The organism is Aequorivita sp. IT1183 (assembly GCF_058068265.1).
Genome location: NZ_JBYRHS010000003.1, coordinates 396,909 through 411,132, shown reverse-complemented (window position 1 = coordinate 411,132; position 14,224 = coordinate 396,909). Strand labels below are relative to the sequence as shown.

General features: G+C 36.6%; 12 protein-coding genes. 7 read left to right on the top strand and 5 right to left on the bottom strand.

Annotated elements, in window-relative coordinates; translation table 11 throughout:
• Positions 1 to 114: 114 nt before the first annotated feature.
• The 5 genes from AC3RVF_RS07455 to AC3RVF_RS07435 all read right to left on the bottom strand — a co-directional run bounded on the left by AC3RVF_RS07455 (position 115) and on the right by AC3RVF_RS07435 (position 4,434).
• Positions 115 to 825, bottom strand: a complete 711-nt coding sequence (locus AC3RVF_RS07455; RefSeq protein ID WP_489689563.1) for a membrane or secreted protein — start codon at positions 823 to 825, stop codon at positions 115 to 117.
• Between the two features lie 158 nt (positions 826 to 983).
• A complete protein-coding gene (locus AC3RVF_RS07450; RefSeq protein ID WP_489689564.1) occupies positions 984 to 1,439 on the bottom strand; it encodes a glycosyl-4,4'-diaponeurosporenoate acyltransferase CrtO family protein in 456 nt (151 codons plus the stop codon).
• A gap of 208 nt (positions 1,440 to 1,647) precedes the next feature.
• Positions 1,648 to 3,555 carry an acetate--CoA ligase gene (gene acs, locus AC3RVF_RS07445; RefSeq protein ID WP_489689565.1) on the bottom strand — a complete coding sequence of 636 codons (1,908 nt, stop codon included), beginning with the start codon at positions 3,553 to 3,555 and terminating at the stop codon, positions 1,648 to 1,650.
• Positions 3,556 to 3,957: 402 nt separating this feature from the next.
• Complete coding sequence (locus AC3RVF_RS07440; RefSeq protein WP_489689566.1) at positions 3,958 to 4,122, bottom strand: Lacal_2735 family protein; 165 nt, start codon at positions 4,120 to 4,122, stop codon at positions 3,958 to 3,960.
• A 159-nt stretch (positions 4,123 to 4,281) separates the two neighbouring features.
• Entirely contained in the window at positions 4,282 to 4,434 is a 153-nt protein-coding gene (locus AC3RVF_RS07435) for a YqaE/Pmp3 family membrane protein (RefSeq protein WP_489689567.1), read from the bottom strand.
• A 511-nt stretch (positions 4,435 to 4,945) separates the two neighbouring features.
• Between AC3RVF_RS07435 and AC3RVF_RS07430 the strand changes: the two genes are divergently transcribed.
• The 7 genes from AC3RVF_RS07430 (at position 4,946) to AC3RVF_RS07400 (ending at position 14,044) form a co-directional block, all read left to right on the top strand.
• On the top strand, positions 4,946 to 5,362 hold the full coding sequence (locus AC3RVF_RS07430) for an HYC_CC_PP family protein (protein ID WP_489689568.1): 417 nt from the start codon (positions 4,946 to 4,948) through the stop codon (positions 5,360 to 5,362).
• A gap of 131 nt (positions 5,363 to 5,493) precedes the next feature.
• Positions 5,494 to 9,270 (top strand): efflux RND transporter permease subunit, encoded by a 3,777-nt coding sequence (locus AC3RVF_RS07425; RefSeq protein WP_489689569.1) that lies wholly within the window; start codon positions 5,494 to 5,496, stop codon positions 9,268 to 9,270.
• Complete coding sequence (locus AC3RVF_RS07420; RefSeq protein WP_489693099.1) at positions 9,270 to 10,505, top strand: TolC family protein; 1,236 nt, start codon at positions 9,270 to 9,272, stop codon at positions 10,503 to 10,505. Before AC3RVF_RS07425 ends, AC3RVF_RS07420 begins: the two co-directional genes overlap by 1 nt.
• A gap of 29 nt (positions 10,506 to 10,534) precedes the next feature.
• Positions 10,535 to 11,158 (top strand): DUF3347 domain-containing protein, encoded by a 624-nt coding sequence (locus tag AC3RVF_RS07415; RefSeq protein ID WP_489693098.1) that lies wholly within the window; start codon positions 10,535 to 10,537, stop codon positions 11,156 to 11,158.
• 97 nt (positions 11,159 to 11,255) lie between these two features.
• Positions 11,256 to 11,711, top strand: coding sequence for a heme-binding domain-containing protein (locus tag AC3RVF_RS07410; RefSeq protein ID WP_489689572.1), 456 nt, complete (start codon positions 11,256 to 11,258; stop codon positions 11,709 to 11,711).
• A gap of 56 nt (positions 11,712 to 11,767) precedes the next feature.
• The gene (locus AC3RVF_RS07405; protein WP_489689573.1) at positions 11,768 to 12,250 is read left to right on the top strand and encodes a DUF305 domain-containing protein; all 483 of its coding nucleotides are present in this window, start codon (positions 11,768 to 11,770) and stop codon (positions 12,248 to 12,250) included.
• 12 nt (positions 12,251 to 12,262) lie between these two features.
• On the top strand, positions 12,263 to 14,044 hold the full coding sequence (locus AC3RVF_RS07400; protein ID WP_489689574.1) for an efflux RND transporter periplasmic adaptor subunit: 1,782 nt from the start codon (positions 12,263 to 12,265) through the stop codon (positions 14,042 to 14,044).
• Positions 14,045 to 14,224: the final 180 nt, after the last annotated feature.

The window sequence follows — 14,224 nt, the reverse complement described above, 5'->3', positions numbered from 1 at the left end:
TTCTTTTTTGAAATAGCCATTAGTAAACTTCCAAAAGAGAAAAGTGATTACTAAAAAAAGTGATATCGCTATTATATACATTTTTACCATTTGTGGATTTTTATAATTTTTTAATTATTCTCGAATACTCCATATTTCGTGTATTGGGTCTCCTTTACTCGATAAGCCTGAATGGTGCCAATCACCATCTATAAGTTCATAATTAAATTGTAAGCTAAGCCCTGCTTTGGAATCGTCTTTTGAAAAGAATTCGATGTTTTCAGTATACTCACCGTTAATTGTGGTGTAGGTTCCACCGCCAGTTCCCATAAATTGTTTTGTTTCACTATTGTATGCAATCCATTGAAAACGAGTTCCAGTTAAAATTTTCATTGTTTTTCTTGGCCCACTTGTATCCCTTAATTGTGTTTCGCCGTCTTTTATTCTACCAGACATTATCCATGCGCCTCGTAATTTTCCTGGTTCACCATTATCAATTCTTTTGAGTTTTATTTCACTACCAACTATATCCAAAATGGAATCTTGTACAATTACCTCAAAACTTAGCTCTTTACCAACGTCTTCAGAATTATATGCATTAAATTCTACTTTTTCTGTCATCGTATCTCCTTCTAATTTCCAAGAACCTCCAACGGCCTGAATAAACTTTCCTGTCTTGGCGTTATAGGTTGTTGATACTTGATACCCATCTCCAAAAAGAACCACATTTCTAAGCTTGTCACCATTTTCAGAAATTGAAAAAGACTCCCAAGCACCAATAATACTCTGCGCTTTAATTCCCACTGAAAAGTAAAGACAAAGGAGCAATACAATTACTTTTTTCATAACCTTATTTCAATATTAAATTTTATAATAGGGCGAATGTGTTTGAGGATGGTTAAGCAACTAAATTAGCAAATAAAAACCAAATAGAAAACCGGCAACTTTCGACACTTCGAGATTGGTAAATAAATATAAAAAGCAATAAAGTTTATAGGTGTTATCTAAATTTTTCTTTGTCTTTTAATCAGTTTGTCAATTCGTCGTTTATTATCCTGTTGCAATAAAGAAGGATATAAATTCATTAAAATATTAAATATCATTATTGTGAATCCGAATAAATAATTGTTTGAAAAACCCTTGTATAAAGCAACAATTGTCATGAATATGAAACCGATTAAATGACCAATTTCCGCAATTGTCATTTCTTTTCGAATTTCGTTTAAATCAGTATTTTCAGCTTTCAATTTAATTTTCTGATTGAAGAATTTGAAAAAGGTATTTGTTACAATCCATTTGAAATATCCAAGTCCAATAATTTTGTTATGATTTTCATTCTTTATAAAATTGAGGTTTGACAAATTATTGTAGAAAGATGTATTTTTTATTCCAGCAATTATAATCATTGCCACTAACCATGAAATGAATGTAATTGTAATACTAAATACTATATAATTCATAAAATGTCTTTTATTAGATTGGAGTTAACGTCTCCGTATTACAACAGTTGCGGGTAAATTTATAAGAACCATTAGTAGCGCCTAAAAGTAGAGTGAGTCTCAGATTATCTCAACATTTTCACCATAGTTATCCCGTAAGGATATTTTTTTAATTTATTTCCAAATATTATCTTTTGGAAGAAAAAGCATCCCTGTTTTATAATCTTGCTTAAACCGCTCCATCCATAATTTCCTGCACCACTTCTGGGTTTAATAGGGTAGAAATATCGCCAAGATTACTTGTGTCTTTTTCAGCAATTTTTCTAAGTATACGGCGCATTATTTTTCCACTTCGAGTTTTGGGTAAGCCTGAGGTAAATTGAATTTTATCCAACTTTGCAATTGGCCCAATGTGTTCTGTAATAATTTGGTTTATCTCTTTGCGCAGGTTATCGTGCACACGGCCTTCGCCAGTTTCTTTCAAGATTACAAAGCCATAGAGTGCATTACCTTTTATATCGTGAGGAAAGCCTACTATCGCGCTTTCTGCCACTGCTGGGTGTTCGTTGATGGCATCTTCAATGGGAGCTGTACCCAAATTGTGGCCAGAAACAATTATTACATCGTCCACACGACCCGTGATGCGGTAATAGCCTGTACTGTCGCGTAATGCGCCATCGCCTGTAAAATACTTGTTTTTATAAGCTGAAAAATAAGTTTCGCTGTAACGTTTGTGATCTCCCCAAATAGTTCGCGCCATTCCTGGCCAAGGGAACTTTATGCACAAACGACCATTAACCAAGTTTCCTTTTAATTCTTCGCCATTTTCGTCCATCAATGCGGGTTGCACTCCTGGTAACGGTAGTGTGGCGTACGTAGGAATAGTAGGCGTAGAGTAGGGAATAGGTGAAATCATAATTCCGCCCGTTTCGGTTTGCCACCACGTATCTACAATAGGGCAGTTTCTCTTCCCGATATTGTCATTATACCAGTGCCAAGCTTCTTCATTAATTGGTTCGCCAACGCTACCTAAAATTTTTAGGGAAGAAAGATCGTAATTGGCCGAAAAATCTAATCGCTCTTTCGCCAATGCACGAATGGCGGTGGGCGCGGTATAAAACTGATTTACTTTATGCTTTTCCACAATCTGCCAAAAGCGTCCGAAATCTGGATAGGAGGGAACTCCTTCAAATAATACGGTTGTTGCTCCGTTAGCCAACGGACCGTAAACTATATAACTGTGGCCCGTAACCCAGCCAATATCTGCAGTGCACCAAAACACATCGTTTTCGCGATATTGAAACACATTTTTAAAAGTGTAAGCGGTAAAAACCATATAGCCAGCGGTGGTATGAACCATTCCTTTTGGCTTCCCGGTTGAACCAGAAGTATATAAAATAAACAGCGGATCTTCAGCATCCATAACTACTGGCACACAATCGTGATAGGCTTCATTGAGTAAAGGTTGTAGCCACTTATCGCGGTTGGGTTTCATCGGTATTTCAGAATTGATGCGTTTGGCTACCAAAACAGTTTTCACATTTGGGCAGGATTCTAAAGCTTCATCTACAATTCCTTTTAAATCTATTGTTTTATTGCCGCGATACGAGCCATCGCTGGTAATTACTATTTTACAATCTGAATCGTTTATACGCGTGTGAAGTGCCGTAGAAGAAAATCCTGCAAAAACTACGGAATGGATTGCGCCAATGCGCGCACAAGCTAATAATGAAACCGGCAATTCTGGAATCATAGGCAAATAGATACAAACCCGATCGCCCTTTTTCACCCCGTGGTCTAGCAAAACGTTGGCAAATCTACATACGCGCTCATGTAGCTGCGTGTAAGTTATATGCTCCGCTTCTTCGGAAGCGTCATTTGGCTCAAAAATAATAGCAGTTTTATCGCCACGGCTGTAAATATGTCTATCGATACAATTTTCGGTAATATTCAGTTTTGCGCCTTTATACCATGAAACTTCAGGTTTTGAAAGATCGTGCTCCAGCACTTTATCCCACCGTTTGCGCCACATAAAGTTTTCCTCCGCAATTTCTTCCCAAAAACTCTCGGGATCACGAATCGATTTTCTGTAAACCTGAAAATATTCTTCTAAATTTTTAATGTGGTAATTGCTCATATTTATATGGATTTGCGGAGTATTTCTGAAATTTTTTTTTGGATTCAGAAATATATCTAAATATGACGACTCTTAAAACTAAAAGACAAATTTTGTGACGAATTTCTTTTCAGCGCTCTCGAAGCTGAATGCGTGTTGATTGCTTTTTATGGAAGAAAAATTCTTCTGAAATGTAAAATTTCAGAAGAATTTAGTCGAAAGGAGATAATAAATTTTGGCACCTAAAAATCAGGCGTTTCATTTACGCTAACGTAGGGGTAACTATTCTTGAAGAGAGCATTTAAAACGGCTTATTGCTGAACTTCATTTTTTTGAGGTTAGTGAAGCATCATCATGTTGAATTTTAGAATTGAAAACTACGTTGTCAGGTTTTTTCACTTCGGTCGTTACGGGGTTTTAATTTCAGTTTAGATTTTCGAGTTGTTTCATAACTTCTTCGGCTTCAGCAGTTTTTTGATCGCTCAATTTTCTGTTGGTGGTAGAAAGGTTAAAGGCCTCTTTCTGTAATTTTCGGTATTTTTCCTCTAACTTTTCCTTTTCTGTTTTCTTCTTGAATATTCCAAACATAATATAGTTTTATACAATAATGTACTTACATCTTTAGAATGTTAAAGGTACAAATGTTTAATGTGAGCAATGAAACGTTAAACAAAACTTTAAGAGTAATATAAATATGATGTATAATAAAAGCCCATTATTTAAATGGGCTTTTTAAGAATTGAAGTTTTAATCATTAACGATAAAAGCGTGAATAACTCCAGGTAACCAACCGATAATGGTTAAAATTAGGTTTATAAAAAATGTTCCTCCTATGCCGTGTTTCATATATACAGCGACAGGTGGTAAGAAAATATTTAGAATAATTGTAAGTAAGGACATAGGTTTAAAATTTAGTTGTTAGTAAATAAATTGCTTTTTTGCGAATCGCTATTAAATCGCAAATGAGTAATTCTTTTTTTGTGTTTTAGTTTATCCACTTTACATCTTATTAAGTAATTTCAAACTTGCAAATAAAGGAATGCATTAAAGTGCGAAAAATAAAATAATCTCCATATAATTTAAGTTGATAATTAGATGATTAGTCTAAAGTTACTTAATCGTATTGCTTTAATCCAAGATTTTAAGATAGGTTTATGCAGCCCTGTAAACAAAGTGTTAAAGCGAACGTGGAAATTTTAAGCTAAAAAAAAGATCCAAAAATTGCGTCGAAAATTTATTCAGCTTGCTTTACCAGCAATTGGAGTTTAATAATAGTGCCAATAAAATACTTAAAAATTTGCTAAAATATTCTTGGAGAAAGGAGGATTTGATGTACTTCTTTTAGCATTTAACAAATAATTGTACATAGCTTATAGAAAGAACGAACGATTTTCGCTAAATTTGCGAGGTAATGAAATCAATTTTCCATAAAACTATATCTGTAGCCTTGGCGACTTTAGTGTTATTTACCACTATGTCGTTCACTGTAGACGTACATTATTGTGGAGCTACATTGGTTGATTTTTCAGTTTTTCAAAATGTGAAGACCTGCGGAATGGAAAAACAACAATCTAGAAAGGATTGTGAAAATGAAGTTTCAGAAAAATCCTGCTGTTCCGATAAACAATTAATTGTTGACGGGCAGGATGACATTAAAACATCTTTTAATAAGATATCTTTCGAGCAACAAGTTTTTGTTGCTTCATTTTTCTATTCATATATAAATCTTTTTGAGGCGTTAGATACTAATATCGTTCCTTTTAGAGATTATGCACCTCCCTTTCTCGAACAGGATTTACAAAAGCTTCACGAGACTTACCTAATTTGATTTTTAGACTATAACCCGATTACTATCGGGATTCGCCCAGCGGTTCTCTCGTTTTGGGCACATTTTGTTGTATTCAATTTTATGGATACAGTTAAAACCAAATAGTTATAATAGTCTAATTATCAAAGTTCATGCTAAATAAAAGCATCAAATTTCTTATAGAAAATAAGCTCGTTGCCGTTTTAATGCTCCTCGTTTTTGTGGGTTTTGGAACTGTTTACGCACCTTTCAATTGGAACACAGGAATTCTGCCAAGCGATCCTGTAGCCGTCGATGCCATCCCAGATATTGGCGAAAATCAACAAATTGTTTTCACTAAATGGGACGGTCGCTCCCCACAAGATATTGAAGACCAAATTACCTATCCATTAACAACAAGCTTGTTGGGAATTCCTGGTGTGAAAACGATACGGAGTTCTTCTATGTTTGGTTTTTCAAGCATCTATATCATTTTTGAAGAAGATGTTGAGTTTTATTGGAGTAGAAGCCGCATTCTTGAAAAATTGAATTCGTTGCCAAGTGGTTTGTTGCCAGAAGGTATAAATCCTGCTTTGGGTCCCGATGCCACAGGTTTGGGGCAGATATTTTGGTACACACTGGAAGGTCGTGACAAAGATGGAAATGTTACGGGCGGTTGGGATTTACAAGAACTGAGAAGCATTCAGGATTATTATGTGAAATATGCTTTGGCATCTGCAAGCGGTGTTTCGGAAGTGGCATCTATTGGTGGTTACGTAAAGGAATATCAAATAGACGTGAAGCCTGAATTGATGCGCCAATACAACATAAGCTTGGGCGCAGTTGTAAAAGCGGTAAAGGAAAGTAATAAAGACATTGGGGCACAAACTTTAGAAATTAACCAGGCGGAATATCTTGTGCGTGGCTTGGGTTATGTGAAATCTGTTGAAGACATTGAAAATGCTGTCGTAACATCTGAAAACTATACTTCCATTAGAATTAAAGACATTGCAAATGTCTCTTTAGGGCCTGCAGCAAGACGTGGTATTTTGGATAAAGAAGGCGCCGAAGTTGTAGGAGCCGTGGTTGTAGCCCGTTATGGCGCTAACCCAATGGAGGTGATCAATAATGTGAAGGATAAAATTAAGGAGTTGAGTCCCGGACTTCCCACTAAAATTTTGAGCGATGGTAGAACTTCCCAACTAACAATTGTTCCTTTTTACGACCGAACCGAACTCATTCAAGAAACATTGGGAACGCTCAACGAGGCTTTATCTCTAGAAATACTAATTACCATTTTAGTAATAATTGTAATGGTATTTAACCTTCGGGCATCTATACTTATTTCGGGATTATTGCCCGTTGCGGTGTTGATGGTTTTTATTGCTATGAAATTTTTTGGAGTAGATGCCAATATCGTTGCCCTCTCGGGAATTGCTATTGCAATTGGTACTATGGTTGACGTGGGAATTATCCTGTCAGAAAATATTATCCGACATTTGGACGAGGATGATAAAAAACTCCCAATAAATACAGTAGTTTATAACGCCTCTGCCGAAGTTTCCGGAGCTATTGTTACGGCCGTTTTAACAACGATTATAAGTTTCATTCCAGTATTTACAATGGTAGGTGCAGAAGGAAAACTTTTCCGCCCGTTGGCTTTTACCAAAACATTCGCACTTACAGCCTCTATTATTATCGCCCTGTTTTTAATCCCTCCTTTTGCGGCATTTCTTTTTAGGGGTAGAAATATTAGAAGGAGCACAAATTACGGCATCAACGGGCTTTTATTAGTTGCAGGGTTTATTGCCGTTATTTTTGGTCATTGGATTGGGCTCATGCTGATAGCTTTTAGTTTTGTGGCCTTTGCAAAGCTGCGTGGTAATTGGTCTAAAGAGCGCTCAAGCAAATACAGTATTTATATTTCGGTGGCAGGAATAGTATTTTTATTAGCAGAATATTGGAGACCATTGGGAGTTGATAAAAATCTTTTTTGGAATCTTATTTTCGTTGGCATTATCTGCTTTGGTCTTCTAGGAAGTTTTTCACTTTTCAAAAATTATTACTCCCGAATCCTTAAATGGGCTTTGGCGAACAGATATATATTTTTAACCATTCCAGCCACGCTTTTAATTCTTGGTTTTATCATCTTTAAAAATACAGGGAAAGAATTTATGCCCTCCCTTAATGAAGGCTCATTTCTTTTAATGCCCACCTCGATGCCACATGCAGGCATTGAAGAAAACAAACGTGTTTTGCAACAATTAGATATGGCAGTTGCAAGCCTTCCGGAGATTGAAACCGTGGTGGGGAAATCTGGAAGAACCGAATCTGCTTTAGATCCAGCACCACTTTCAATGTACGAAAATATGATTCAGTATAAAACTGAATATATGGTAAACAGCGAAGGCGAGCGGCAACGATTTAAAGTGAACGATGACGGATTATTCGAATTGAAAGATGGCAGTCTTATTGCAAATCCGAATAACGATATTAGTTCGAGCACAGTCGAGAACTATCGGAAAAACGGAAAGAAAGTGTCTATTACAGTTGATGAATCTGCTAACAAAATGATTGCAGATGATGATGGCGAATTCTTCAGAAATTGGCGGCCAGAAATTAATTCGCCTAATGATATTTGGAAAGAAATTGTAAGAGTTACTAAACTTCCGGGGGTTACTTCGGCACCCAAACTACAACCTATAGAAACGCGATTAGTTATGCTGCAAACTGGTATGCGTGCGCCAATGGGTATAAAAGTTAAAGGGCAGGATTTAAGACAGATTGAAGCTTTTGGTTTAGAACTGGAAGATATTTTAAAACAAGCCGAAGGCGTAAAACAGGAGGCTGTTTTTGCAGATCGTATTGTGGGCAAACCATACCTTCTTATTGATATTAATAGAGAAAAATTGGCCCGTTACGGCGTTACCGTAGAAGAAGTTCAGGATGTTTTAAAAGTTGCTGTTGGCGGAATGTCATTAACCCAAACTGTGGAAGGCAGGGAACGTTATGGGGTTCGCATCCGCTATCCTAGGGAATTACGCGCAGACCCTTCAGATTTGGAAAAGATTTATATTCCTGTTGAAAAAGGAAGCCCAGTCCCGTTAAGCGAACTTGCAACTATCCGTTATGAACAAGGTCCGCAAGTAATAAAAAGTGAAGACACGTTTTTGGTAGGTTACGTACTGTTTGACAAATTGGACGGTTTTGCCGAAGTAAACGTGGTTGAAAATGCGCAAGCGTTAATTCAACAAAAAATTGATAATGGCGATTTAATCGTTCCCAAAGGCATCAGCTATAAATTCACGGGAACCTACGAAAATCAATTACGCGCCGAAAAAACGCTTTCTGTTATTGTTCCTTTAGCCTTGCTGGTTATCTTTTTGATTCTGTATTTTCAGTTTAAATCGGTGGCCACAACTTTTATGGTTTTTACAGGAATTGCAGTAGCTTTTGCAGGTGGTTTCGTTATGATTTGGTTTTATGGACAGGATTGGTTTTTGAATTTTAATTTCTTTGGCGAAAATCTGCGGGATCTCTTCAATATAAGCACCATCAATTTGAGCGTGGCGGTTTGGGTAGGTTTTATTGCCCTTTTTGGTATTGCTACTGACGATGGGGTGGTAATGGCAACCTATCTCACACAGACTTTCGAGAAAAATGATCCTACAGATATTCAGGAAATTAGAAGATCTACTTTGGAAGCTGCTTCCAAACGTATTCGTCCATGTTTAATGACCACTGTAACCACCATTTTGGCACTCCTGCCAGTTTTGACTTCCACAGGAAAAGGAAGCGATATTATGATCCCTATGTCTATCCCCATTTTCGGCGGAATGCTTCTGGATACAACATCGTATTTTCTTGTACCGGTACTTTATAGTTGGAGGAAAGAGCGGATAGCTAAAAGAAGGTTGAAAAATGAATCACAAACTATAACTATTGAATAATGATTAAACAGAAATCACATATAAAATTGGTCTTGGCCTTCCTGATTTGCCTTTCGGCATTCAATAGTTATGGTCAAGACTTACAAACCTATATAGACGAAGGGATTTCCAACAATCCGGAAATCCAAAAGTTTCAGATGCGGTACGAAATTGCTTCGGAAAAGGTTAACGAAGCTAATTGGATTCCCAACACCGAAATAAGCGCAAGTTATTTTGTTACGGAACCCGAAACACGTGTGGGAGCACAACGCGCCCGCTTTTCAGTAAAGCAAATGTTACCTTGGTTTGGAACTATTTCGGCTAGAGAAAATTATGCTTCTTCAATGGCAGAAGCGGACTATGTGGAAGTAACCATCGCAAAACGTAAGCTTGCACTTTCGGTTTCCCAGTTCTATTACCAGCTATATGAAATAAGGGCAAAACAGCTTGTGCTTGACCAAAATATAGAGCTGCTACAAACTTATGAACGCTTGGCCCTTACTTCCGTGGAAGTTGGGAAGGCATCGGCAGTTGATGTGTTGCGTTTACAAATTAGGCAAAATGAATTGCAACAGGAAAAAGAAGTGCTAACGCAACAGTCAATAGGTATTCAAGCAGCTGTGAATAGTTTGTTGAATCGCGAGTATGATAAGGATATTACGGTAGTTGATACTTTGGAAATGCCTATTGAAGATTTACAACTTTCATATGATGCACTTTCACTAAATCCGGAAATATTAAAATATGACAAGCTCTACGAATCGGTAACCCAATCTGAATTGCTCAATCTTCGCGAAGCCCAACCTATGTTTGGTTTTGGCTTAGATTATATTCCAGTTTCCGAGCGAACGGATATGACTATGATAGATAACGGCAAAGACATCGTAATGCCAATGGTTTCGCTCTCGATTCCTATTTTTAATAAGCGCTATAAGTCTATTTCAAAACAGAACGAACTTCGTCAACAGGAAATACATTTCCAAAAGGATGAGCGATTAAATATTTTGGAATCTGAATTGGCCAAGGCAATTTCTCAACGAAACCAAGCGCGAATAAAATTCGAAACGCAACAGAAAAATCTTGGACAGGCGAAGAATGCCGAAGAAATATTAATCAAAAACTATGAAACCGGAACTATTGATTTTAATGATGTGCTGGACATTCAGGAGTTGCAATTGAAATTTCAGATGAACCAGATTGAATCGGTTAAAAACTATTATGTGCAGTCAACAATTATAAATTATTTAATAAAATAAACACAGTGCTAATTTTAAAATGTAAAACAATGAAAAAACTAAGAGTAACAACAGCAATTATGGTAATGGCTTTAATAAGCCTAACAGCAATGTCTTGTAGAGACACTAAAAATGAAGAAGTGAATGACGATATGCATTCCGAAATGCCAGAAGAAGGTCATCACGATAGTTCAATGATGGAACACGACAATATGGATAAATCCAATACAATGAGCAATTCTAAGATGCAGAATCCTGATGTAAAAGTAGTATTGGCAGAATATATGGCGCTTAAAGATGCTTTGGTGGCAGATAATAAAGAAGCAGCTGCAAAGGCAGGAAAGAAACTTGAAAGTACCTTAAATACTTTTAACGTGAGTAGCTACACTGCTGCGCAACAAAAAGAGTTGAAGGATATTATCGAAGATGCAAAGGAACACGCAGAGCATATTGGCAAAAGTGAAATGAACCACCAACGCGAACATTTCAAAATTTTGAGTAATGATATAACCGATATGGTTGCGATTACCGGAACAGAAACGACTTTATATCAGCAGTTTTGCCCAATGTACGATGGCGGCAGTGCATGGTTAAGTATGAACAAAGAGGTTAAAAATCCTTATTACGGAAGTAAAATGCTTCATTGCGGAAAAGTGCAAAAGGAAATAAATTAAAAATGACCTAAGACAGGCTGACTTAGGACGGAAGACTAAAAATTCATAATTCGAAAAGCCCTATGTCCTACGTCTTACCGTCTCATTTCATATTAATATGAAGATTCTAAGAATCATATTGACTATTTTATTGGTTGCTTTTGTGGGTATACAGTTTGTACCCACAGAGCTTAACCAGAGCAATATTATACCTAAAGCTGATTTTTTATTGGCAAATAATTCGCCAAAAGAAATCAATTCAATATTACAAGAATCCTGTTATGATTGTCACAGTAACAATACCCAGTACCCTTGGTACAGTAAAGTTCAGCCCGTCGCTTGGTTTATGGAAGATCATATAAAAGAGGGAAAGGATGAGCTAAACTTCAATGATTGGGATGACTTTTCAGATAGAAGAAAAAACAGCAAGTTAAAGTCAATTATTAACCAAATTGAAGATGACGAAATGCCGTTAACTTCATTCACTTTAATTCATCGTGATGCCATTTTATTGAAAGCTGAAAAAGAAATAATTATAAAATATATGAATCGAATAAAAGATAGTTTGCAATAAAGCCACTATATAAAAACACGCTAAGATTATATAAATTAAACCATAAATTCAATACTATGAAAAATTCAAATCAACACTCAGAAAACAACAATTACACAAAGTTTATTTTGATGCTTGCAGCTTCTTTTATAGCAATGTACATCACAATGTATTTGAATACGTATGAAATAGACCACGTTTATTTTAGCCTTACCAGGTTTTATATGTCGTGTTTAGGTATTGCGGCAATGGCAGTAATTATGTGGTTCTTTATGCGGAAGATGTATCAAAACAAGAAAAAAAATATTGTAATTCTATTGGGAAGTTTAATTCTATTTATCAGCGCTCTTGGTTTAGTTAGAGCCCAAAGCCCTATCGTGGGTGATGTTTTATGGATGAAAGCAATGATTCCGCATCATTCCATCGCAATTTTAACCAGTAAAAGAGCTGATATAAAAGACCCTGAGGTGAAAAAACTAGCCAACGATATTATTAAAGCACAAGAAAAGGAAATTGCTGAAATGAAAGCAATGATTAAACGATTGGAGAATCAAAAATAAAATAAATATCAGATGAAGAAAAATATCATTTACCTTGGGATAGCCGTGATTGTTGGCCTATTAGGCGGCTTTCTACTATTCGGTGGAGATTCTGCCAATACGTCGGCAAATAATGTTAAAGACACTCACGGGCATTCAGAAGAGATTGCAGCAAATCAAATGTGGACCTGCTCTATGCATCCACAGATTATGCAACCAGAACCTGGCGATTGCCCAATTTGTGGAATGGAATTAATTCCTGCCAGTACAAGTGCTGACGGACTTGCATTGAACGAAATTAAAATGTCTGACAATGCAATGGCATTAGCAAATATTCAAACAATAATAGTGGGTAATGGTTCTGAAATTGTAGGGAACTCAATGTTGCTTTCTGGAAAAATTGTGCCCAATGAAGAAGCCAATGCTGTGCAGGCAAGTTATTTTGAAGGCCGAATTGAAAAACTGAATATCAATTTTACAGGAGAAGAAGTTCGCAAAGGACAATTATTAGCTTCCATTTATGCGCCTTCGCTTGTTGCCGCCCAACAAGAGCTCTTAACGGCAGCTTCCATGAAGGAATCGCAACCTGCGTTATATAATGCCGTTCGAAACAAATTAAAGTTGTGGAAACTTTCAGAAAATCAAATCAATCAAATTGAGACCTCTGGAAAAGTTCGAGAGAATTTCCCTATTTACGCAACGGTTTCTGGTACAGTTTCCGAAAAAATGGCGGTAGAAGGCGACTATGTTAAGCAAGGACAGCCAATTGTAAAGGTTAGCGATTTAGGAACAGTTTGGGCAATGTTCGATGCTTACGAAAACCAAATTTCGCAACTAAAGGAAGGACAAAAGATAACGGTTTCAACCAATGCCTATCCCAATAAGGAATTTGAAGCGACTATTTCTTTTATAGATCCAAGTTTAAATACCAAATCTAGAACTGTTTCAGTAAGGGCGACTTTAAATAATAAAGAGGCAATTTTGAAACCTGGAATGTTCGTTACTTCAAAAGTGCAATTGTCAAAAAATACAGAAACTAAATCGCAAATAACCGTTCCGGCCACAGCAGTTCTTTGGACGGGAAGTAGGTCTTTGGTATATGTGAAAACAAATCCTAACGAACCTATTTTTGAAATGCGGGAAGTAACCTTGGGTGCTAAAAACGGAGCAGTTTACACAATTGTTGAAGGTCTTAAAAATGGCGAAGAAGTAGTAGCCAACGGAACCTTTACGGTAGATGCAGCAGCGCAGTTACAGGGCAAAAAAAGTATGATGAATGCCGGTGTCGGCAAAACACAAACTGGGAATGAAGGACAATTGGAGGCAGATGCCACAAATAATTCAGCACAAATAGAAAGACTAGAGGTATCATCAAAGTTTCAAACGCAACTGAAATCAGTTTTTAACGATTATATCACCATAGAAAAAGCATTAGCTAATGACGATTCAGAAAATTCAAAGAAGGGAGCTATCAGCTTACTTAAAAGTATCGGGAATGTAGATATGAAATTACTAAAAGAAGAATCTGCTCATACCCATTGGATGCGACTGGAAAAGGAACTTAAAGAATCTGTCACCAAAATTTCTAAAACTTCAGAAATTAAAGCACAAAGGGAATATTTTGTTGCTCTTTCAGCGCATTTAATTAATGCACTGAAAACCTTTGGTATCAACCAAAAGGTATATGTAGATTATTGCCCAATGGCGAATAACGACGTGGGCGCATTTTGGTTAAGCACAGAGAAAGAAATTCGCAATCCGTATTTTGGGTCGGCAATGTTGAGTTGTGGGGATATTTCTGAGGAAATTGAGTAGAAGATTAATAATTATGAAGAAGGAAAATGCCCGCTGAAATAAATTCAGCGGGTTTTTTTAAGCATCTTTTATAATCTTTAAGTGGAGAAAATACTGGAGAAGGGTGGTTGGGTATTGCAACATTTTCATTAAATCGTATATTGAATTAAGGTTGCTTAAAGCCTCAACGCCTTAAATTGA